Source organism: Rhodococcus sp. NPDC003383, from assembly GCF_053589115.1.
Map to the genome: position 1 here is coordinate 14,074 of NZ_JBSFRG010000016.1, position 20,299 is coordinate 34,372.

21 protein-coding genes are annotated in these 20,299 nt (G+C 69.6%); 10 read left to right on the top strand and 11 right to left on the bottom strand.

The annotated features are described in order from the left end of the window. Window positions 1–38: 38 nt before the first annotated feature. From ACWDTS_RS15445 to ygfZ, 4 genes are all read right to left on the bottom strand, one after another. Window positions 39–230, bottom strand: coding sequence for a DUF3073 domain-containing protein (locus tag ACWDTS_RS15445; RefSeq protein WP_197253364.1), 192 nt, complete (start codon window positions 228–230; stop codon window positions 39–41). Window positions 231–433: 203 nt separating this feature from the next. Continuing rightward, window positions 434–1,390, bottom strand: a complete 957-nt coding sequence (locus tag ACWDTS_RS15450; protein WP_197253362.1) for an asparaginase — start codon at window positions 1,388–1,390, stop codon at window positions 434–436. After that, the gene (locus tag ACWDTS_RS15455) at window positions 1,387–2,061 is read right to left on the bottom strand and encodes an MOSC domain-containing protein (protein WP_197253360.1); all 675 of its coding nucleotides are present in this window, start codon (window positions 2,059–2,061) and stop codon (window positions 1,387–1,389) included. Before ACWDTS_RS15455 ends, ACWDTS_RS15450 begins: the two co-directional genes overlap by 4 nt. After that, on the bottom strand, window positions 2,058–3,188 hold the full coding sequence (gene ygfZ, locus ACWDTS_RS15460; RefSeq protein WP_450118542.1) for a CAF17-like 4Fe-4S cluster assembly/insertion protein YgfZ: 1,131 nt from the start codon (window positions 3,186–3,188) through the stop codon (window positions 2,058–2,060). Before ygfZ ends, ACWDTS_RS15455 begins: the two co-directional genes overlap by 4 nt. A gap of 55 nt (window positions 3,189–3,243) precedes the next feature. Between ygfZ and ACWDTS_RS15465 the strand changes: the two genes are divergently transcribed. From ACWDTS_RS15465 to cydC, 5 genes are all read left to right on the top strand, one after another. Further along, complete coding sequence (locus ACWDTS_RS15465; RefSeq protein WP_450118543.1) at window positions 3,244–4,098, top strand: aminodeoxychorismate lyase; 855 nt, start codon at window positions 3,244–3,246, stop codon at window positions 4,096–4,098. A gap of 223 nt (window positions 4,099–4,321) precedes the next feature. Next, the gene (locus tag ACWDTS_RS15470) at window positions 4,322–5,815 is read left to right on the top strand and encodes a cytochrome ubiquinol oxidase subunit I (RefSeq protein ID WP_197253251.1); all 1,494 of its coding nucleotides are present in this window, start codon (window positions 4,322–4,324) and stop codon (window positions 5,813–5,815) included. 12 nt (window positions 5,816–5,827) lie between these two features. Further along, a complete protein-coding gene (gene cydB / locus ACWDTS_RS15475; protein WP_197253249.1) occupies window positions 5,828–6,871 on the top strand; it encodes a cytochrome d ubiquinol oxidase subunit II in 1,044 nt (347 codons plus the stop codon). Then, on the top strand, window positions 6,868–8,577 hold the full coding sequence (gene cydD / locus ACWDTS_RS15480; RefSeq protein WP_450118544.1) for a thiol reductant ABC exporter subunit CydD: 1,710 nt from the start codon (window positions 6,868–6,870) through the stop codon (window positions 8,575–8,577). Before cydB ends, cydD begins: the two co-directional genes overlap by 4 nt. A gap of 104 nt (window positions 8,578–8,681) precedes the next feature. Further along, window positions 8,682–10,361 carry a thiol reductant ABC exporter subunit CydC gene (cydC, locus tag ACWDTS_RS15485; RefSeq protein WP_450118545.1) on the top strand — a complete coding sequence of 560 codons (1,680 nt, stop codon included), beginning with the start codon at window positions 8,682–8,684 and terminating at the stop codon, window positions 10,359–10,361. Window positions 10,362–10,693: 332 nt separating this feature from the next. On the opposite strand, the gene ACWDTS_RS15490 is transcribed toward cydC, so the two are convergent. Beyond that, window positions 10,694–11,368, bottom strand: coding sequence for an FABP family protein (locus tag ACWDTS_RS15490; protein ID WP_450110380.1), 675 nt, complete (start codon window positions 11,366–11,368; stop codon window positions 10,694–10,696). Window positions 11,369–11,596: 228 nt separating this feature from the next. On the opposite strand from ACWDTS_RS15490, the gene ACWDTS_RS15495 reads away from it, so the two are divergent. Then, window positions 11,597–12,862 carry a cutinase family protein gene (locus ACWDTS_RS15495; protein ID WP_450110381.1) on the top strand — a complete coding sequence of 422 codons (1,266 nt, stop codon included), beginning with the start codon at window positions 11,597–11,599 and terminating at the stop codon, window positions 12,860–12,862. Between the two features lie 65 nt (window positions 12,863–12,927). On the opposite strand, the gene ACWDTS_RS15500 is transcribed toward ACWDTS_RS15495, so the two are convergent. From ACWDTS_RS15500 to ACWDTS_RS15525, 6 genes are all read right to left on the bottom strand, one after another. Continuing rightward, window positions 12,928–13,233, bottom strand: a complete 306-nt coding sequence (locus ACWDTS_RS15500) for a DUF1416 domain-containing protein (RefSeq protein WP_197253243.1) — start codon at window positions 13,231–13,233, stop codon at window positions 12,928–12,930. 5 nt (window positions 13,234–13,238) lie between these two features. Next, complete coding sequence (locus ACWDTS_RS15505; protein WP_450110382.1) at window positions 13,239–14,072, bottom strand: sulfurtransferase; 834 nt, start codon at window positions 14,070–14,072, stop codon at window positions 13,239–13,241. A 44-nt stretch (window positions 14,073–14,116) separates the two neighbouring features. After that, on the bottom strand, window positions 14,117–14,584 hold the full coding sequence (locus tag ACWDTS_RS15510; RefSeq protein ID WP_450110383.1) for a DUF4395 domain-containing protein: 468 nt from the start codon (window positions 14,582–14,584) through the stop codon (window positions 14,117–14,119). A 138-nt stretch (window positions 14,585–14,722) separates the two neighbouring features. Beyond that, on the bottom strand, window positions 14,723–14,854 hold the full coding sequence (locus tag ACWDTS_RS15515; RefSeq protein ID WP_450110384.1) for a putative leader peptide: 132 nt from the start codon (window positions 14,852–14,854) through the stop codon (window positions 14,723–14,725). Then, window positions 14,829–15,293 carry a thioredoxin family protein gene (locus ACWDTS_RS15520; RefSeq protein WP_450110385.1) on the bottom strand — a complete coding sequence of 155 codons (465 nt, stop codon included), beginning with the start codon at window positions 15,291–15,293 and terminating at the stop codon, window positions 14,829–14,831. The genes ACWDTS_RS15515 and ACWDTS_RS15520 overlap by 26 nt, the downstream gene beginning before the upstream one ends. Next, the gene (locus tag ACWDTS_RS15525; protein WP_450110386.1) at window positions 15,290–16,069 is read right to left on the bottom strand and encodes an LmeA family phospholipid-binding protein; all 780 of its coding nucleotides are present in this window, start codon (window positions 16,067–16,069) and stop codon (window positions 15,290–15,292) included. The genes ACWDTS_RS15520 and ACWDTS_RS15525 overlap by 4 nt, the downstream gene beginning before the upstream one ends. A 132-nt stretch (window positions 16,070–16,201) precedes the next feature. Here ACWDTS_RS15525 and ACWDTS_RS15530 point away from each other — a divergent pair, with 132 nt between their 5' ends. The 4 genes from ACWDTS_RS15530 to pstC all read left to right on the top strand — a co-directional run bounded on the left by ACWDTS_RS15530 (window position 16,202) and on the right by pstC (window position 20,298). Then, window positions 16,202–16,936, top strand: coding sequence for a winged helix-turn-helix transcriptional regulator (locus ACWDTS_RS15530; RefSeq protein ID WP_420753073.1), 735 nt, complete (start codon window positions 16,202–16,204; stop codon window positions 16,934–16,936). 10 nt (window positions 16,937–16,946) lie between these two features. Further along, window positions 16,947–17,858, top strand: coding sequence for a mycothiol synthase (gene mshD / locus ACWDTS_RS15535; RefSeq protein ID WP_450110387.1), 912 nt, complete (start codon window positions 16,947–16,949; stop codon window positions 17,856–17,858). Window positions 17,859–18,065: 207 nt separating this feature from the next. After that, a complete protein-coding gene (gene pstS, locus ACWDTS_RS15540) occupies window positions 18,066–19,184 on the top strand; it encodes a phosphate ABC transporter substrate-binding protein PstS (RefSeq protein WP_450110388.1) in 1,119 nt (372 codons plus the stop codon). A 61-nt stretch (window positions 19,185–19,245) separates the two neighbouring features. Further along, window positions 19,246–20,298, top strand: a complete 1,053-nt coding sequence (gene pstC, locus ACWDTS_RS15545; RefSeq protein WP_450110389.1) for a phosphate ABC transporter permease subunit PstC — start codon at window positions 19,246–19,248, stop codon at window positions 20,296–20,298. Window position 20,299: the final 1 nt, after the last annotated feature.

A 20,299-nucleotide genomic window follows, 5' to 3' on the forward strand; every position in this document is an offset into this window, starting at 1 on the left:
TTGCCGGCTCCCCGATCCGTGCGTGGGATTACTCTGGGTCAGCGACGCCAGTCGTCGTCCGAGTCGTCGTCCCAACCGGAGCGTTGTTCAGCGAAGACTTCGTCCCGGTGCGAGATGGGTTCACCACCAGACAACTCTCGCTGGAGGCTCTCGAAGTCGGTGGACGGCGAGCTGTACTTGAGTTGCCGTGCAACCTTGGTCTGCTTTGCCTTAGCCCGGCCGCGGCCCATGGCTAACCCCCTCGCGCTTTGACGGGGCGGCCTGGGGAATTTGGCGGCCCCGGTGATGTGAGTATTTTCCTGCGCTCCACTCTAGCGTGGAAAAGTTCGTTCCGCCTCCACACACCCCTCCAGGGCCGTGTCCGATGCGTCTCACCTGGGCACGACCTGCGGCGACAGCGCGGTTCGTCGGGGGTTCGTCTGGCGATCGGAGGTCAGAACACCCCCGGAATCGCGCGAACGGTGCCCACACGCTTGCCTCCACCGAGCACCGGCTGCGAGGCGAGCGTCGCGAGTTCCTCCGACAAGTCGACACCGAGACGGTGCAGCAGCGCCGCGGTCAACGGCAGCCGGGCGCGTTCGTGACCGTCGTCGATCTTGAACGCGAACGCGGTGCCGTCCGGCAGCGCGCCGGCGTGGATACCGTCGGCCCCTGCCTTGCACATCAGGCCCGGCACCGCGGTCATCAGGCGGACGTCGTCCTTGCCGGTTCCGGAGATCAGGAACGGGTGGGCGCGCAGCGCGTCGGCGACCGCCCGCTCGGGAGTGTCCGGGGCCGCGGTGACGAGCCGCGAGTACGCGCTCGCGAGGTTGAACAACGGCAGGGGAACGATGGGCAGGCCGCAGCCGTCGATGCCGAGTTCGGCGTCCTCGAAGTCGCCGGCCAGGTCCAGGACGGTGTCGACGACGGCCTGCTGCAGCGGATGGGCCGGGTCGAGGTAGGTGCGCGGATCCCAGTCGCTCGCGGCGCACGCGGCGAGCATCGCGGCGTGCTTGCCGGAGCAGTTCATGTACACCGTCCGCGGCGGCCGCCCGGACGCGAGGACCTCGGCGCGGGCCAGTTCGTTGCCTGGCAGGTCCGCCGGGCACTGCAGGTCGGTCTCGTCGAAGCCGTACTCGTCGAGCAGGTCCTCGACGAGCTCGACGTGCTCGGACTCGCCTTCGTGCGACGCGGTCGCGATGGCCAGCTCGGCCGTGGTGCGCGGGACGAAACCGTTTCGCAGCAGTGCCGTGGCCTGCAGCGGCTTGTTCGACGACCGCGGATAGATCGGCGTGTGCACCTCGCCCAGCGAGATCAGCACCTCGCCGCGCGGGTCCAGGACGATCAGGGACCCGCGGTGCACGCACTCGCGGAACCCGGACCGCACGACCTCCACCAGTTCGACGCTCACATCGCCCCCTGCACCTGTCGTACGGCGAGCCGCCGGCGGACCTTCTCGACGAGGGTCGGCGACAGATCCTGCTGCTGTTCGAGCAGCACCGCGAGCCGATCCGGGTCGCGTCCGGTGAACATATCCCGGACGGTGACGCCGTGTGCGGGAACGGACAGCACTTCGATCGGGTCGCCCGCAGCGACCGGGCCCTCGGCGACGACCTTCAGGTAGGCGCCGGTGTCGCCGCGCTCGGTGAAGCGTTTGACCCAGCGCGGTTCGGCCGCCCACCTTCCGAAGGTTCCGCAGGGGGTGCGCGGCTCGGTCACCTCGAGCACCAGACCACCGGTGCCGACCGCCCACCGTTCGCCGATCACCGCGTCGGTCGTCGGGATGCCGCTCAGCCGCAGGTTCTCACCGAACCAGCCCGCGGGCAGGTCCCGGCCGAGTTCGGACACCCAGCGCTGCGCCTCGTCCTCGCCGTAGACGTACACGGCCTTGTAACGGCCGCCGTGGTGCTCGGTGTCGCACTGACGGTCGCCGGTGAGGCCGTGCGGGCCGACGTGCACCGGATCGGACACAGGACGCTTGTCGATGGCCGTGACGGGAACCCGGCGGCTACCGCTGTCCCGGATCGCATGCACCACACACACCGCGTCCACCCGGCCGAGCCGGATGTCTGCGGCGGTCACCGGCCGCGCAGCCGTTCGACGGCCAGGCGGCCCGCCTGGACACCGGTGTCGTCCGGAACGGAGTCCGCGTCGATCGCCGCGGCGCAGGGTCCGGCGACCAACGCGGTTCCGGCGGGAACGGTGCGCTTGATCAATGCGAGCGCGATCGGGCCGAGTTCGTGGTGGTCGACGACGGTGCCCAGACGGCCCACGGTCCGGCCGTCGGCGGTCACCGGATCGCCGGGCTCGGGCCGTCCGTCGGCGGAACCGTCGAGGTGCAGCAGCACCAGGTGCCGAGGCGGCTTGCCGAGATTCTCGACCCGCGCCACCGTCTCCTGGCCCCGATAGCACCCCTTGTCGAGATGCACGGCACCGAAGCGGTCGGGCCCGCCGATCCAGCGGGCCTCGTGCGGGATGGTGCGCTCGTCGGTGTCGAGTCCGATGCGCGGGCGCACGGCCTCGACACGCAGCGCCTCGAACGCCCACGTGCCGGCGGCGCGGGCGCCGGCTGCGGTGAGCGCCCCGAACACCTCGGTGAGCTTCTCCCGGGGCACCAGCAGGTCGTACGAATGGCCGGTCGGCCACGGCATGCGCCGCACGAACCCGCCGCCGGGCAGCGCGACCGCGTCGTACGGCCGGGCCGGCAGCGCCTCGAGACCCAGCGCGGCGAGGATGCGCGGGTCGCCGGACTCCGGTCCGAGCAGGCTCAGCACCGCCAGCTCGTTCCCGTCGCGGGGTTCGGCCTTGGCCCAGAAGACCATCTTGGTGAGGAACGCCAGCAGATCGGGTCCGCGCCCGGGTTCGGTGTCGATCCACGTGACACCGTCCAGATCGGTCTGCACGAAGTGGTGTTCGATGCGCCCGTTGGCGTCCAGGCTCAGGTTCTCGGCGGAGGTGCCGTCGGGCAGCGCTGCGACGTGCTGGCTCGAGATCGTGTGCAGCCACGAGAGCCGTTCCTCGCCGGAGATCGCGATGACGAACCGCGTCGACCGGTCGATCACCGCCGCTCCGAGCGTCGCGGCGCGCTGTTCACCGAGGGGATCGCCGTGGTGCCAGGGAAGTCCGGCATCGGGTGTGCCTACGGGGGCGGCGACGGCGTCGGGGAGCGCGAGCAGTGGGCTTTCGGTCACGATCGGAAACTCGGCCACGACACCAGTCTATGGGGAACAAGGTCGTGGACCGCCAATGGATAGGGTGGGCGCCATGGCTGATCGGGTGCTGGTGACGCTGGACGGCGAGGTGCGGGACGCGGATGCGCCGCTGCTCCATGCCGACGATTTCGGTGTGCTGCGGGGGGACGGCGTCTTCGAGACATTGCTGGTGCGGGAGGGGCGGGCACGGACCGTCGATCGGCACCTGGCCCGGCTGGCGGCGTCCGCCGAGGCGGCGGGCCTGCCCGAACCGGATCGCGACGACTGGCGGCCGGCGATCGACCTGGCCGTCGAACAGTGGGGCAAGGACCGTGAGGGCGCGCTGCGGCTGGTGTACACCCGGGGCCGCGAGACCGGCGGTGGTCCGACCGCCTTCCTGCTGGTCACCCCGGTCGCGGAGCGGATCGAGGCGGCGCGGCGCGACGGCGTGTCGGTGGTGTCCCTCGAACGGGGATTCTCGGTGGATCTGGCGTCGCGGGCACCGTGGCAGCTCCTCGGCGCGAAGACGCTGTCGTATGCGACGAACATGGCGGCGCTGCGGCACGCCGAGTCCCTGGGCGTGGACGACGTAATCTTCGTCAGCAGCGAGGGATGCGTGCTCGAGGGTCCGCGTTCGACCGTCGTGATCGCCCGCGGCCGGACGTTGCTGACCCCGCCCCCGGCGCAGGGGATCCTGCCGGGAACCACGCAGCAGGCGCTGTTCGAGGTCGCGGAACAACGCGATTTCTCCGTCCGGTACGAAACCCTGCGCCCGGCCGACCTCATCGTCGCCGACGGGGTGTGGCTGGTGTCGAGTGTGGCGCTCGCGGCGCGTGTCCACACCCTCGACGGGCATCCTCTCGAGCGGCGGACTCTGGACCGCGAGGTCGAGGAACTGGTCGATCTGGCGGTCGACACGATCGACTAGAGACCGCGGGCGGCAGGCTCCGGGTGAGCCGGGGGCCTCATTCGGGACGACTGTGTTTGTGGACACCGTGTCCGTATCCGAGGCAAATAGCTACTACAGTTCGTAGTAACACCGGATCGTCCTCGCGCGCGTCGCGGGGCCGATACGTTGTGCACTGAATTCGGGTGTGTCTGCCCACAGCCCGGATTCGGCGATTGTTCCTGGGCGTCACCACGGAGTTGCCATGGATGTGTTGGACCTGTCCCGGTGGCAGTTCGGCATCACCACCGTCTATCACTTCATCCTCGTCCCGCTGACCATCGGCCTCGCGCCGATGATCGCGATCATGCAGACGATGTGGGTGGTCACGAAGAAGGACCACTGGTATCGGCTGACCAAGTTCTTCGGCAAGCTGTTCCTCATCAACTTCGCACTCGGTGTCGCCACCGGCATCGTCCAGGAGTTCCAGTTCGGCATGAACTGGAGCGAGTACTCCCGGTTCGTCGGTGACGTCTTCGGTGCGCCGCTGGCCCTCGAAGGCCTTGTCGCGTTCTTCCTCGAGTCCACGTTCCTCGGCCTGTGGATCTTCGGGTGGACCCGGCTGCCGAAACTGCTTCACCTCGCGACGATCTGGCTGGTCGCGATCGGCGTGAACGCGTCGGCGTTCTTCATCATCTCCGCGAACTCGTTCATGCAGCACCCCGTCGGCGCGATCTACAACCCGGAGACCGGGCGCGCCGAACTCACCAGCATCTGGACGCTCCTGACCAACAACACGGCCCTGGCCGCGTTCCCGCACGCCGTCGCCGGCGCCTTCCTCACCGCGGGCACCTTCGTCGCGGGCATCGCCGGTTGGTGGATGGTCCGGAACATGAGGCGCGCCAAGGACTCCGACGACGCCGTCGAGGCGGACCGGCTCGAGGGCGACGCGCGGGGCATCTTCCGTCCGGCCGCGCGGCTCGGCATGCTCGTGATGATGATCTCCGGCGTCGCCGTGATCCTCACCGGCGACGTCCAGGCCAAGCTGATGTTCGAGCAGCAGCCGATGAAGATGGCCTCCGCGGAATCGTTGTGCCACACCGAGGTCGACCCGAACTTCTCTGTTCTGACCATCGGCACGCACAACGACTGCGACGGCGTCACCCACCTCATCGAGGTTCCGTTCGTCCTGTCCTACCTCGCCGAGGGCGACTTCTCCGGCGTCGAACTGCAGGGTGTGCAGGATCTGCAGGAGCAGTACGAGGATCAGTTCGGTCCCGGCAACTACCGGCCCAACCTGTTCGTGACGTACTGGTCGTTCCGCGCCATGATCGGGCTCGGTGCGGGCTCGCTGGCCCTGGCGCTGGCGGGACTGTGGGTCACGCGCGGCGGCCGTGTCCCCGACCAGAAGTGGTTCGGGTGGCTCAGCGTCCTCGCGATCCCGACCCCGTTCCTGGCCAACAGCGCAGGCTGGATCTTCACCGAGATGGGACGCCAGCCCTGGGTCGTGCACCCCAACCCGACCGGTGTGGACATGATCCGGCTCACCGTCGACCAGGGCGTCTCCGACAATGCCGGTGCCACCGTCATCACGTCGCTGGTTGCGTTCACCCTCGTGTACGCCGCCCTGGGCGTGGTGTGGTTCTGGCTGATCCGCCGCTACACGATCGAAGGGCCCCTGCCGCACGACGCGCACCCGCCGGGCGAGCACGACGAACCCGACGACGGCCGGCCCAAGCAACTGTCCTTCGCGTACTAGGAGAGCACGATCATGGGACTTCAAGAGCTCTGGTTCGTCCTCATCGCGGTGCTGTTCACCGGATACTTCGTGCTCGAAGGCTTCGACTTCGGCGTCGGCATGCTCATGCCCGTCCTCGGACGGGGCGGGGACGAGGTCGCCGACACCCGGCGGCGCGTGCTGCTCAACACGATCGGGCCGGTGTGGGACGGCAACGAGGTGTGGCTGCTCACCGCCGGGGGTGCGCTCTTCGCGGCGTTCCCCGAGTGGTACGCGACGTTGTTCTCCGGGTTCTACCTGCCGCTGCTGCTGATCCTGCTCGCGCTCATCGTGCGGGTCTGCGCGATCGAGTACCGCGGCAAGATCGACGACCCGACCTGGCGTCGCCGCTGGGACCTCGGCATCATCGTCGGATCCTGGGTGCCGGCCGTCCTGTGGGGTGTGGCGTTCGCCAACATCGTCCGCGGCGTCGCGATCGACGAGGACAAGCAGTACGTCGGCGGGTTCTTCGCGCTGCTGAACCCGTACGCGCTGCTCGGTGGTGTCACCACGGCACTCGTGTTCGCCTTGCACGGCGCGGTGTTCCTCGCACTCAAGACCGGTGACGAGGTCCGCGGTGACGCGGTGAAACTCGCGCACCGCCTGTCGATTCCGACGGTCGTCGTGGCCGGCGCGTTCGTGCTGTGGACGCAACTGGCCTACGGCAAGACCTGGACGTGGATCCTCGTGGCGATCGCCGCGGCCGCGTTGCTCGCCGTCGTCGCACTCACCCGCGTCGAGCGGGAAGGCTGGGCGTTCGTGTTCACGACCGTCGCGATCGCGGGCACGATCGTGCTGCTCTTCGGCTCGCTGTTCCCGAACGTCATGCCGTCGACGCTGAACGAGGCGTGGTCGCTGACGATCGAGAACGCGTCGTCGAGCCCGTACACGCTGAAGATCATGACGTGGGCAGCCGTCCTCGTCACCCCGGTCGTCCTGATCTACCAGGGCTGGACGTACTGGGTCTTCCGCCAGCGCATCTCGACCCATCACATCCCGAAGTCGATCGGCCTGCCGATCGGAGCGGGCCGGTCGTGACCACCCCCGACGTCACCCCCGCGCACCGTCCCGATTCCGCGGAATCCGGCGGTGCGCGGGGGCGTCGTCGCCCGATCGATCCGCGACTGTGGCGCTATTCGGCGTCCGTCCGCGGATATCTCGTCCTGTCGGTCGTCGCCGCGCTGATCGACGTCGCGGCAATCGTGGTGTCCGCGTTGATGATCGGCCGGGTCCTCGCCGGGGTCATCACCACCGACGCTCGCGCCCTGGGGGACTGGCGCACCGATCTGATCGTGCTGGCCGCGGCGATCGCGGTGCGTGCCGTCACCACCTGGGTGCGCAGCCGTTACGCGCACCGTTCCGCGAGCCGGGTCGTCGCCGAACTCGAACACGAGGTACTCGCCGCGGCCGCGGCGACGCCGCCCCGCGACCTGGATCCGCGCCGCGACGAGATCGCCACGGTGCTCACCCGCGGACTCGGCGGCCTGACCGAATACCTCACCGGCTACGTGCCGGCGCTGCTGCTCGCGGTCGTGTCCACCCCGATCGTGCTCGTCGCCATCGCGACCCAGGACCTCACCTCCGCGATCGTCGTCGCCGTGACCCTGCCGCTCATCCCGGTGTTCATGATCCTCATCGGCCTGCTCACCAAGGGTCGCGCCGACCGCACCCTGCGCACGATGACCACCCTGTCCGCACAGTTGCTCGACCTGCTCGCGGGCCTGCCGACCCTGCGCGCGCTCGGTCGCGAGAAGGGACCCGCCGGCCGCGTCCGCGAACTCGGGGACGACCACCGCCGCGCCACCATGTCGGCGCTGCGGGTCGCGTTCCTGTCCGGTTCGGTGCTCGAATTCCTCGCGACCCTGTCGGTGGCGCTCGTCGCCGTCGGTATCGGGTTGCGTCTCGTCGTCGGCGGGATGCCGCTCGAGGCCGGGATCGTCGCGTTGATTCTCGCGCCCGAGGCGTATCTGCCTCTGCGTACCGTCGGCGCCAAGTTCCATGCCGCCGAGGACGGAATGGCCGCGGCGGAAAGGGCTTTCGCGATCCTCGACACCGCGTCCCCGGCTGCCGTCACGCCCGCGGGAGGACGCGCACTCGACGCCCGCGGTCGCGACCTCGTGCTCGACGGCGTGTCCGTTGCGGGTCGCGACGGCTACGCCCCGCACGACCTCGACGCGGTGTGCCGCCCCGGCACGATCACCGTGCTCACCGGAGCCAACGGTGCCGGCAAGAGCACCGCGCTGCTCGCGATCCTCGGCCTCGCCGAACCCTCGTCCGGCCGCGTCCTGGTCGGCGGCGACGAAGTGCGCGGCACCGACGCCTGGTGGTCGCAGGTCGCCTGGCTGCCGCAGCGGCCGGTCCTGCTGCCCGGGACCCTCGCCGACAATCTCGCGCTCACCGGCGTCGACGCCACCTCGCCCGGTCTTGTAGATGTCTGTGCTGCAACAGGATTCGACGAGGTGCTGGACGAACTCCCGGACGGATGGGACACCCGGGTCGGAGCCGGCGGAACCGGTCTGTCCCTCGGCCAGCGGCAACGTCTCGCGTTGACCCGCACCCTCGCGTCCCCGCGTCCGGTGCTGCTGCTCGACGAACCGACCGCACACCTCGACACCGCGACCGAGGCGACCGTCCTGGCCGCACTGCGCGAACGCGCGGACCGCGGCGCGACCGTCGTCGTCGTCGCGCACCGGCCCACCCTGCTGGCCGCCGCCGATACCGTCGTGGAGGTGACCGCACGATGACCACTCGCCGCCGAGCCTCGGAGCGAATGTATCGCTCGTCTCCTTCAACCGAGCGAACGATACATTCGCTCGGAAAGGCAGGGGGTGGCCGACGCGACCGCCCGATGGGCGATCTGCGCCGCGCCATGGCCCTGCTCGAACTCGAACCCCGCCGCGTCCTCGTCGCCGTCGCGGCCGGTGTCGCGACCCTCGGGGCCGCGCTGCTGCTGTCGGGGCTCTCGGCGTGGCTCATCATCCGCGCCTGGCAGATGCCTCCCGTCCTCGACCTCACCGTCGCGGTCGTGGCCGTGCGTGCCCTCGGCATCTCGCGGGGCCTGTTCCGCTACTGCGAGCGCCTGGCCACCCACGACGTCGCGCTGCGCGGCACCACCGCCGCCCGCGCCGGGCTCTACCGTCGGCTCGCGGCGGGCGACCCCGCCGCATCCGCAGGCCTGCGCCGCGGCGACCTGCTCACCCGCACCGGCGCCGACGTGGACGCGCTGGGCGATGTGGTGGTGCGCGCGCTCGTGCCCATCACCGTCGCGATCGTGCTGTCCGCGGCCGCCGTCGTCGCGCTGGCCCTGATCTCGCTGCCCGCAGCGGCGATCCTCGCCGGCGCCCTGCTCGTCGCCGGGGTGCTGGCGCCGTGGCTGTCCGCGCGCGCCGCCGCCCGCGCCGAGGCCGACGGAGCCGACGCCCGCGCCCGGTTCGCGCAGGACGCCGTCACCGTCCTCGACCACGCCGCGGAATTGAGGGTCGCGGGGCGGCTCGACGCCACGGTCGGCCGGGCCGAGACGGAGAATGACGCGGTGGTCGCCGCGACCGACCGCGCCGCGGCACCCGCCGCGTTCGCCGAGGCCGCGACCCCGCTCGCGATCGGTGCCGCCGTGCTCGGGTCGCTGCTCGTCGGCATCACAGCGTTCGCATCCGATCCGACCATGAGCCCGATGTCGCTGGGCATCCTCGTGCTGTTGCCGCTCGCCGCGTTCGAGGCGGCGGGCGCGTTGCCTGCCGCCGCGCTGACGTTGACCCGCGCCCGGATCGCGGCCGGCCGGATCACCGATCTGCTCGACCGCGCCGACCGGCCCGTCCCGCACGGAACACGCCCGATCGGCGGTCCCGGGCACCTGCGCGCCACCGGGCTGCGCAGCGGCTGGCCGGGTGGCCGCACGTCGGCCGCGCTCGACCTGGACCTGCCCCCGGGCGCACGCGTCGCCATCGTCGGGGCCAGCGGCAGCGGTAAGACCAGCACGATCATGACGCTCGCCGGGCTGCTGCCCGCAGCCGCGGGGTCCGTCACCCTCGACGGCGTCGCGCTCGACGAGCTCGACCGGACCGAACTGCCGCGTCACGTCGGGTTCTTCGCCGAGGACGCCCACGTCTTCGAGACGTCCGTGCTCGAGAACCTGCGCGTGGCGCGCGGCGACGTCGACGAGAACGACGCGACGTCCGCGCTCGAGGCGGTCGGGCTGGGGGAGTGGGTGTCGGGGCTGCCGGACGGGCTGCACACGACCCTCGAGGGCGGTGCCCGCGCGCTGTCGGGTGGTCAGCGCCGACGACTCCTGCTGGCGCGGGCGCTGCTGTCACCGGCGAAAGTGCTGCTGCTCGACGAACCGACCGAGCATCTCGACGCCGACGACGGCGCGCACCTGCAGCGTCTGCTGTTGGACCGGGACGCCGGGCTGGTCGCCGCCGACCGCACGGTCGTCGTCGTCACCCACCAGCTGCCCGCCGGAACGGCCGCGGATCGGGTCGTCGAGGTCCCGGAGAGCATCCCCGAAAATAATCAATTGCCGACCCTCTGACCGAGGCGTACGTTCGTCCGTACACGAGGAAGGAGGTGGTCTGGACAATGAGTGAATGTCGGACACGTGAGGTGGCTGCCGGCTAGCCGCTGTCGCCGACGACGGTATTCACCGACCGCGCGCGCGGCTGGCGAATCCCAGGTAGTCACCCGGCCCCCGAGCCCCCGGTCTGTCCGGCCGGGACCTGTGAGGGAGTGGATGCGTCCGCCCTCGCCGGTATGGCTCGGGGGTCGCTCCGTGTCTACGGGCGGATCACGGTGTCGGGGGACAGCGATGTCGAGCGCGGGTCGGCGCTCGTTCAGCGGATGTGACCGCTCGGCAGATACGACCGCTCAGCCGATGTGACGCGACAGTCGCGCCGACAGATGCGGCTTCAGGTCGCCGTCCGCGGTGATGCGTTCCTCGACGTACGCGAGGTCGCCGCCTTCGATGATTCCGTAGAGACGCTTGGCGCCGCCGACGACCTCACCGGACTGGCTGCGGATCACCACGTCCGTCGCGATCTCCCACGACGACTGGGTCAGGGCCGTTCCGTAGTAGAGCTCCACGACACCGGAGCTGTGGCTGATCAGCAGTTCGAGGGTTTCGGGATCCTCGCTGCCCACGGCATCCTGCCCGGCGACGCGCCAGTAGCCGCTCTCCCGGCGATCCGGGGCGGCGTACTCGCCGTTCTCGTCGAGTCTCCAGGACCGCGACTCCCACACGAGGTAGTCACCACCGTCGTGCGAGACGACGATCTGCTGGCCGAAGTGGTAGTCGTCGCCGGTCCGGGGATCGTTGCCCTCGCCCTCGCCGCGCCACACGCCGACCATGGGCAGCAGCGCCAGCAGCGCGGGATGCAGATCCGGCCCGAGCCGCAGGTTGGCGGTGTCCTCGGGCAGAGGCAGCCCCTGCAGGACCGGAACGTTCAGGTCCGCGGTCGCCTTGGCGCGCTCGATCGCGTCGGCGACGGCCTTGTCCCCGCTGCCGCGAACGACACCGGGGTTGTCACCGGGTTCGCTCGTCACGACTCGTCGGTGACCAGACGGTAGATGGTGTACAGCGTGAACCACGTGATGAGCAGCGCTGCAAGGACAAGCAGGACCTCGAAGAAAATGACCACGGGCACATCTTAGACCGCGGCCGTGAGGCACGAAAATCGGCCGTCGGCATCAGACCGTGCGGAGGCCCGGCTGGACGAATAAGGTACTTCCGATCCGGCAGCATCGGCCGGACACACGCATTTCGGAGGTCGCGTGCGCCCGTTTCGCACTACTGTTCTGTCCGCAGCGGCGCTCGCTGCCCTTTCCGTGCCCGTGCTCGCGCCCGTCGCCGCGGCGGCGCCGGGGAGCGGTTCGAGCCTGCCCGGCTCCGGTCCGGTGATCCATCCCGACAACGCGGCGCTCGACTGCCCGGACCTGCTGATCGTCGCCGTCTCGGGTGCCACGGATTCGACCGCCGACCGGAATCCGGTCGAGGAGGAAACCCGCCAGTTGTGGTCCAACTGGGTCGGCAACGTGACCGTCCCCGCGGGCGAGGCCAACAGCGCGGATCCCGGCTCGGTGGGATGGATGTACGTGCCCTATCCCTCCACCTACGGCCTCGGCCTGTTCGAGGACGTGCCCACCTACCAGGATTCGGTGGCCGCGGGGGTCGCGTCGACGAACCGCATCCTCGACGAGCAGAAGACTCGGTGCGGGGACAGCACGCGATTCGTGCTCGTCGGCTACAGCGTCGGTGGGGAGGTCGTCGAGCGCGTCACCCGGGAACTCGGGCATCGTCCCGCCGATGCCCACGTGAGCCCCGACGACGTCGCCGGGGTCGTTCTCATCGGCGACCCCTACCGGCCCGCCGGGGCCGATTCGTTCGGTGAGCCGGGCCCGGCCGGCGGCGGTTTCATGTCGTCCGAACCCGCCGACTACGGCGCCCTCGCCGACCGCGTCCGGTACTCCTGCCGCCCCTACGACATCGCGTGCGACGCCCCCGAGGACATCGCGATCCTCGAACTGGCGCTCGGCGTCCTCGGGCAGATGCGCTTCACCCTTGCGAACCCCCTGCAGACGATCACCGACGGTGAGCGGGTGATCTCCGCGATGGCGGCCCGCGCGGCCGCGCACATCGTCTCCGAGGAGGACTGGTGGCAGTCCGACGAATCGCTGCTCGACGTCCTGCGCACGGTCGCGGACCAGAGCCGCCGGGTGCCCGGCGAGGACCGCGGCCCCGAGCGGCTCCGGGAGCTGCTGGACTGGGCCATGGGCCCCGGAATGCCGGTCGTCCAGGAGAAGCTGCGCGCCGAGGGCGCCGGTTTCGTCGAGGACAACAGCGGCGTGGTCGATCTCGTCCTGAAGCCGTACATCTTCCTCGCGTTCTTCCAGCACATCGCGTACTGGAACAACAACCCCAACGACCCGTGGTACTGGGAGAGCGAGAAGATCGTCGACTGGATCAGTGAGCTTGCCCGCGCCGAGCGCGGGGACGAGCTCGCCCGCGCCGAGCGGGACCGGGATCCGGCCGGCAACTGACGCGAACCGAGCGAAGGGGCCCCGTTCCGATCCGGAACGGGGCCCCTTCGCTGTGTCGGTGCTTGTTACTTGGCGACGGTCACGTCGACGTTGTGCACACCGGCCGCGGTCGGGCTGATGGTGGAGTCGCCGTTGCCGACGCTCGAGAGTGCACGGACCTTCCAGGTGCCGGGCGCGGCGAAGAAGCGGAAGTCGCCGGTCGCGGAGGCGACGACCTCGGCGGTGAACTCATCGGTGCCGTCGAGCAGGCGCACGAATGCACCGCCGACGGGCTGGCCGTCTGCGTCGAGGACCCGGCCGGTGATGACCGTTTCCTTCTCGACGTCGACGCCGGCAGGCAGGCTCTGGCTCTGAACGGGTGCTCCGCACATGTTTCTTACGCTCCCAACTCGATCGGTGCGCCGACCAGCGAGCCGTACTCGACCCAGCTGCCGTCGTAGTTCTTGACGTTCTTCTTGCCGAGGATCTCCTGCAGCACGAACCAGGTGTGGCTCGAGCGCTCGCCGATGCGGCAGTAGGCGATGGTCTCCTTGGAGTCGTCGAATCCCTTGTCCGCGTACAGCTTTGCAAGGTCCTCGTCGGACTTGAAGGTGCCGTCCTCGTTGGCGGTGGTGCTCCACGGGATGTTGATGGCACCGGGGACGTGGCCGCGCTGCTGCGCCTGCTCCTGCGGGAGGTGCGCCGGCGCGAGGATCTTGCCGGAGTACTCGTCGGGGGAGCGCACGTCGACCAGGTTGGCCTTGCCGATCGCGGCGATCACGTCGTCGCGGAACGCGCGGATCGAGGTGTCCGGCGCGGCGGCCTTGTACTCGGTGGCCGGGCGGGTGACGGGCTCCTTCGACAGCTCACGACCGTCGAGCTCCCACTTCTTGCGGCCGCCGTCGATCAGCTTGATGTCCTGGTGGCCGTACAGCTTGAAGTACCAGTACGCGTAGGCCGCGAACCAGTTGTTGTTGCCGCCGTACAGCACGACGGTGTCGTCGTTGGCGACGCCCTTGGCGGACAGCAGCTCGGAGAACTGCTCCTGGTTCAGGAAGTCGCGGCGCACGCCGTCCTGCAGGTCCTTGCGCCAGTCGAGCTTGATCGCGCCGGGGATGTGGCCACCGTCGTAGGCGGTGGTGTCCTCGTCGACCTCGATGAAGACGGTCTTCGGCGCGTTGAGGTTCTGCTCGGCCCAGTCTGCAGAGACCAGGACGTCGGAGCGAGCCATGGATATTCCTTTCGGTGGTGACTGAGGAAGTCGGTGGGGGCGGGTCAGGCGGACGCGGGGCGCAGGCGCGTCACCAGCGGGTAGATCCGGCAGCCGAGGCACAGGCCGAACGCTGCGTTGAGCAGCGCGGCGAACAGTGCGAACCCGGTGGCGACGGATCCGACCACGACGGCTCCGGCGAGGAACCCGACGGTACCGACGGCGGCGAACACGAAACCGACGAACTGCGCGAAACGCAGCGGCGGCACGGGCTCGGTTTCGGTCGGTGCTCCCAGACGCGGCGCGATCAGCGTCGCGTAGAGCAGTCCGTACGGGCTACGGCGCGGGCCGAACACCGCCCCGAGTGCGAACACCAAGGTCTGTGCGGCGAGCAGTACGCCGGCTGCCGGGACGGAGAACGTCGCGACGATCAGCACGACGACGAGGACAGCGGTGGTGACCCAGGCGGCGAACCGGGGGCCGCGGACGTCGACCTGGTCGACGGTGCGGGATTGTGGAATTGGAACGGACATCGGAGTGCTCCTGCGGGATTCGAGGGCGCGCTCGTAGCGGGATCGAGGTGCCGGATGCGGTCGGTGGACCGCGGGGCGATCACATCGGGCGTGTGCTGGTGACGTACCGGAGGGTGATGGACGTCGAGGTCGAGGTGATCAGCAGGAACAACAACAGCCACCGAGGCGGCACAGATCGACTGCGCGGCGTCGGGTGAGCATCAGCTCTTGGCGGTAATGCACGTCAGGGAGTGTAGCGAAGTTCTCAGGAAAGCAAATCCCCAGGGGCACGCAACGGCACCAGGGCAGATGTCAGATCCGCCGCGGTCGGAACTCCCGAAACCCGGAACCGTTCGGTGCCGTCCGCGCCGAACAGGAACGTCGTCGGCAGCGACAGAACTCCCAATTTCTTTGCCAGCTCCGGATTTTCGTCGAGATCGACCTCGACGTCCCGGGGAATCGGCAGGCCGTCCTGCGTGGCCGCGAAATTGTCGACGACCTGCGTGACGACGCGGCGCACGGCGCTGCACGGGCCGCACCACGGTGCGGAGAAGTGCAGCACCACCGGTTCCGGGCCGTCACCGATTCCGAGCGCGGAGAGCAGCGGGTCGACGCCGGCCGTGTCCGATTCGGCGGCGACCTCGCGCACGGCGCCGGACCGCGACCGCAGGACCGTGCCCACCCCGAGGGCGGCGACGAGGACCACGAGAAGAACGATGATTCCGGTCACAGTCGCTGCACTTCCTCGAGGTCGATGACGGTATCGCGGGCTTCACCCTCGATGACGATCTGCGAGCCGCGCGCCTCCACCGACGTCGGATACACACCGAACGGCAGATCCTGCGGTTCGATCGTGGTGGTGAACAGACCGAGCACGACGGGCTTCAGCGGATCGGGCACCGTGAAGTCGGCGTTGCCCTCCGGTCCGAAGTACAGATCCGAGGCGACGATGCGGACGCTGTCGTCGTCGAGCAGCAGATCTGCCTGGACGCTCACCTGCGCGGTGACCGGACCGACCGGGACGGTGCCGGTGAGCACGACGCCGCCGGCGGTCGTCGGGCCGGACCCGCCGGAGCCTCCGGTGCCGTCCGATTTGCTGGCCGGCGGAGCGGAAATCTGCAGGTCAGGGATGTTGTAGAGGCGTCCCAGTTCGGTCGCGTCGATGCGGACACGCCCGTAGAGCAGGTCCACCGGCACCGACCGGATCGACCCGTCGAGCAGGTCCGCGGCCTGCGCGTGCGCACCGATCAGGTTCGCCTCGACGGTGATGTCGCCGAGCATGTCGCTGTGGACGCCCTGGGCGCGGATCTCGACGTTCTCGTAGTGGCCGTTGCGGGCCTGCTGCAGGAACGGGAAGCCGTGGATGGTCACCGCGGGATCGGCGGTCAGGGCGCCGCCCTCGCGCAAGGCACGCGAGACCCGGTACTCGGACCACGCCGCCGCGCCGAAATCGACGAGAAGGGCGAGTCCCAGGAGGACGACGAGGCCGAGGATCAGTTTCCGCACCAGACCATTGTTACCGACGCAACGACGCGCGCCATTCGGCTGCTTACACGGCGGTAACAAAAGGGGGGCTAATCTGTAGCGCGTCGTTCATACGTGAATGAGCGCCCTCGTGACACCAAGAATGGAGGCCCGGTGGAACTGCTCCTGCTGACCTCCGACCCCAACCCGGACGCGGTGTTGCCGTCGCTGGCGCTGCTGGCGCATTCCGTCCGGCCCGCGCCGACCGAAGTGTCGTCTCTGCTGGAGGCGGGTTCGGCGGACATCGCGATCGTCGATGCCCGCACCGACCTGGCCGCGGCCCGCGGACTGTGCCGACTGCTCGGCAGCACCGGCTCGGCGGTTCCCGTCGTCGCCGTGCTCACCGAAGGCGGTCTGGTGGCGGTCAACCCGGAATGGGGTCTCGACGACATCCTGCTCACCAGCACCGGGCCCGCCGAACTCGATGCGCGGCTGCGGCTGCTGCTCGGTCGTTCCGGTGGTGCGGTCGCGCCCGAGAACACCGGCAAGATCACGCTCGGTGAGCTGACCATCGACGAAGGCACCTACACCGCCCGGTTGCGCGGTCGCCCGCTCGACCTGACGTACAAGGAGTTCGAACTCCTCAAGTACCTCGCACAGCACGCCGGCAGGGTGTTCACCCGTGCCCAGTTGCTGCAGGAGGTGTGGGGATACGACTTCTTCGGCGGCACCCGCACCGTCGACGTCCACGTCCGGCGCCTGCGCGCCAAGCTGGGGCCGGAGTACGAGTCGCTGATCGGCACCGTCCGCAACGTCGGTTACAAGGCGGTGCGGCCCACGACCAAGTCCGGCAAGGGCGGCGTCCCCACCGTCGAGTTCGAGGACCCCGAGACCGAGTTCGCCGACTAACCTCGGCGGGATGGAATTCGACACTCGTCCGTCACCCGACGTCGCCGCCGCAGTACGCGCGGTCCTCGACCGCGCGACCGCCGCCGACGGCACCGCTCCCGTCTCGGAACAGGGCGTGCACTCGCTCGGCCGCGACGACGACACCCGTCACCTCGTCGTGCGTGCCGACGGTGAGGTCGCGGGCTGGGCGGTCCTCGTGCCCGGCCACGGCGAACACAGCGCGATGGCCGAGGTCGTCGTCGATCCCGCCCACCGCGGTCGCGGGCTCGGCACACAACTCGTCGAGGCCGCCCTGGCGGCCGGGGGTGCCGGTACCCGGGTCTGGGCTCACGGCGACCTGCCCGCGGCGCGCGCGGTCGCGGCCGGCCTCGGGCTTTCCGGAGTACGCGAACTGCTGCAGATGCGCCGCTCCCTCACCTCCCCGGAACTGCCCGGCGTCGAGGTCCCGGACGACCTGCTCGTGCGCACCTACCGCGGGCCCGAGGACGACGCCGAACTGCTGCGGGTCAACGCGGCCGCATTCGCGTGGCACCCGGAACAGGGCCGCTGGACCGAGACCGATGTCGCCGAACGCCGCGCCGAACCCTGGTTCGACCCGGCCGGGTTGTTCCTGGCGTTCGACCGCGCAGACCCCGAGCGACTGCTCGGCTTCCACTGGACGAAGGTGCACGCCGCCACCGACACCGAACCGGCACTCGGCGAGGTGTACGTGGTGGGCATCGACCCGCAGGCGCAGGGTCGCGGCCTCGGCCGGTTGCTGACGCTGGCGGGGCTGCAGTATCTGCGCGACCGCGGCCCGGGAACGGTCCTGCTGTACGTCGAGGGCGACAACACGGCGGCGCTGAACACCTACGGCCGGCTCGGCTTCGACCGGTTCCACGTCGACGTCGCCTACGCGCGGGACACCGAGCCCACCTCGTGACCGTGTGACCGGTGTCACCGTCGTCGGTGAACGGACTGTGACGGACCCGATACACCCATCATGTGTTCGGTGCCGGTTAACCTTCCGTTCACCGACGGTCCCCTGATCGGCCACTGTCCGCCTCTAGCTTCGCTACGGGTCGAGCCACTCGGCCCGGCACCGGAACCGACCGGTGTCCGCCCGGTAGTGAATTCCGGAGGAGACAAGGTGAACTTCAAGCGCAGCGGCGCCCTGTTCGGCGCGCTGGCCGCAGGAGCCGTCACACTCGCCGCGTGCGGTACCGACGACAACTCCGCCGACGTCGACGTCGACGCATCCGCCTCGGCCGCGACGTGCGAGGGCAAGCCGACGCTGTCGGCCGCAGGGTCCTCCGCCCAGAAGAACGCCATGGACGCGTTCGTCTCCACCTACATCGCGGTGTGCTCGCAGAAGGACGCGAACGTCAACGTCGCGTACAACCCGTCCGGATCCGGTGACGGCCGCACCCAGTTCATCGCGAAGCAGATCGACTTCGCCGGCTCGGACTCCGCGATCAAGGGTGAGCAGGCTGCGCAGGCCGCCGAGCGGTGCGCCGGCAACCCGGCCTGGAACCTGCCGCTCGTGTTCGGCCCGGTCGCCATCGCCTACAACCTCGAGGGTGTCGACAACCTCGTGCTCGACGGACCCACCATCGCGAAGATCTTCGACGGTGGCATCACCAGGTGGAACGATCCGGCCATCGCCGCGCTGAACAACGGTGCGGCCCTGCCGGATTCGGCCATCGCCCCGATCGTCCGCTCCGATTCCTCGGGTACCACCGACAACTTCCAGCAGTACCTCGAAGCCGCTTCGGCCGGTGCCTGGACCACCGGCGCCGGCTCCGACTTCACCGGCGGTGTCGGCGAGGGCGCGAAGGGCTCCGCCGGTGTCGCGCAGGCCGTCGCGAGCACGCCGGGTGCGATCACCTACGTCGAGAGCTCCTTCGCCGAGCAGAACGGCCTCAGCATCGCGCAGATCGACAACGGTTCCGGCCCGGTCGAACTCACCGCGCAGACCGCCGGCAAGGCCATCGAGGGCGCCGCGTTCGCGAGCACCGGCGGCGGCGACCTCACCCTCGACCTGTCCTCGATCTACGGCAGCACCGAAGCCGGTGCGTACCCGCTGGTCCTCGCCACCTACGAGATCGTGTGCTCCGCCGGCTACGACGCCGACACGTCGGCCGCGGTCAAGTCGTTCCTCACGAGCGCCGCCAACGAGGGACAGGCGGGTCTGGCGGAACAGGGCTACGTCCCGCTGCCGGATTCGTTCAAGACCAAGCTGACCGAGTCCATCGACGCCATCGCCTGATCCGCTGCAGTGCAACGACCGCCCGGAACTATATTCATGCCTAGAGAGATTGCGAGCGCAGATGAGTGACGCGCCCACCACTTCGGCACCTCGCACCCCGATCCTCGATTCCGAGGGTGCGGGGGCGGGCGGACCGCACGGCAGCATCCCGGAGGCCACGATTACAGTTCCCGACCCCGGCCGCCGGAAACCGGTGAGCAGACCCGGCGACAGGATCTTCGGTTCGCTGGCCGCCGGGTCGGCCGTCCTGGTCTCGCTGATCATCGGCGCCATCGCCGTGTTCCTGGTGTGGCGGGCGGTCCCGGCACTGCAGCGCAACACCGCCAACTTCCTCACCAGCCGTGAGTGGGTCACGCAGGACATCGAGAAGATGGCCTTCGGAGTGCTCGACCTGTTCCAGGTCACGGTCCTGGTGTCGGTGTTCGCGCTGATTCTCGCGATGCCCGTGGCGCTGGGCATCGCCATCTTCCTGACCTCCTACTGCCCCGACCGGATCAGGCAACCCCTCGCGTACGTCATCGATCTGCTGGCCGCGGTGCCGTCGATCGTGTACGGCCTGTGGGGTCTGCTGGTGCTCGCGCCGGCCATCCGCCCGTTCGCGCAGTGGCTCAACGACAGCCTCGGCTGGTTCCCGTTGTTCGCGGACGGTTCCGGGTCCATCGTCGGCGGCGGGACCATCTTCACCGCCGGAATCGTCCTCGCCGTGATGATCCTGCCGACCATCGCCGCAGTCAGCCGCGAGGTGTTCGTGCAGACTCCGATCGCGCACATCGAGGCCGCGCTCGCGCTCGGCGCCACCCGCTGGGAGGTCGTGAAGACCACGGTCATCCCGTTCGGCAAGTCCGGTTACATCAGCGGATCGATGCTGGGCCTCGGCCGCGCGCTCGGCGAGACGATGGCCCTGTACATGATCCTGCGCACCACGTCGCAGGCGTTCTCGTGGTCGCTGTTCGACGCAGGCTCGACGATCGCCTCCAAGATCGCCCTCGGGTACGCCGAGTTCAACAACGACATCCAGGCCGGTGCCTACATCGCCGCGGGCCTGGTCCTGTTCGTGCTCACCTTCGTGGTCAACGCCGCGGCCCGCATGATCGTCGCCGGAAAGAGGAACTGAC

Excerpts from the sequence above, each read along its gene's own strand:
- ACWDTS_RS15445 (WP_197253364.1), bottom strand. The coding sequence starts at position 230 with ATGGGCCGCGGCCGGGCTAAGGCAAAGCAGACCAAGGTTGCACGGCAA.
- ACWDTS_RS15465 (WP_450118543.1), top strand. The coding sequence starts at position 3,244 with ATGGCTGATCGGGTGCTGGTGACGCTGGACGGCGAGGTGCGGGACGCG.
- ACWDTS_RS15470 (WP_197253251.1), top strand. The coding sequence starts at position 4,322 with ATGGATGTGTTGGACCTGTCCCGGTGGCAGTTCGGCATCACCACCGTC.
- cydB (WP_197253249.1), top strand. The coding sequence starts at position 5,828 with ATGGGACTTCAAGAGCTCTGGTTCGTCCTCATCGCGGTGCTGTTCACC.
- cydC (WP_450118545.1), top strand. The coding sequence starts at position 8,682 with ATGGGCGATCTGCGCCGCGCCATGGCCCTGCTCGAACTCGAACCCCGC.
- ACWDTS_RS15500 (WP_197253243.1), bottom strand. The coding sequence starts at position 13,233 with ATGTGCGGAGCACCCGTTCAGAGCCAGAGCCTGCCTGCCGGCGTCGAC.
- ACWDTS_RS15505 (WP_450110382.1), bottom strand. The coding sequence starts at position 14,072 with ATGGCTCGCTCCGACGTCCTGGTCTCTGCAGACTGGGCCGAGCAGAAC.
- ACWDTS_RS15510 (WP_450110383.1), bottom strand. The coding sequence starts at position 14,584 with ATGTCCGTTCCAATTCCACAATCCCGCACCGTCGACCAGGTCGACGTC.
- mshD (WP_450110387.1), top strand. The coding sequence starts at position 16,947 with ATGGAATTCGACACTCGTCCGTCACCCGACGTCGCCGCCGCAGTACGC.
- pstC (WP_450110389.1), top strand. The coding sequence starts at position 19,246 with ATGAGTGACGCGCCCACCACTTCGGCACCTCGCACCCCGATCCTCGAT.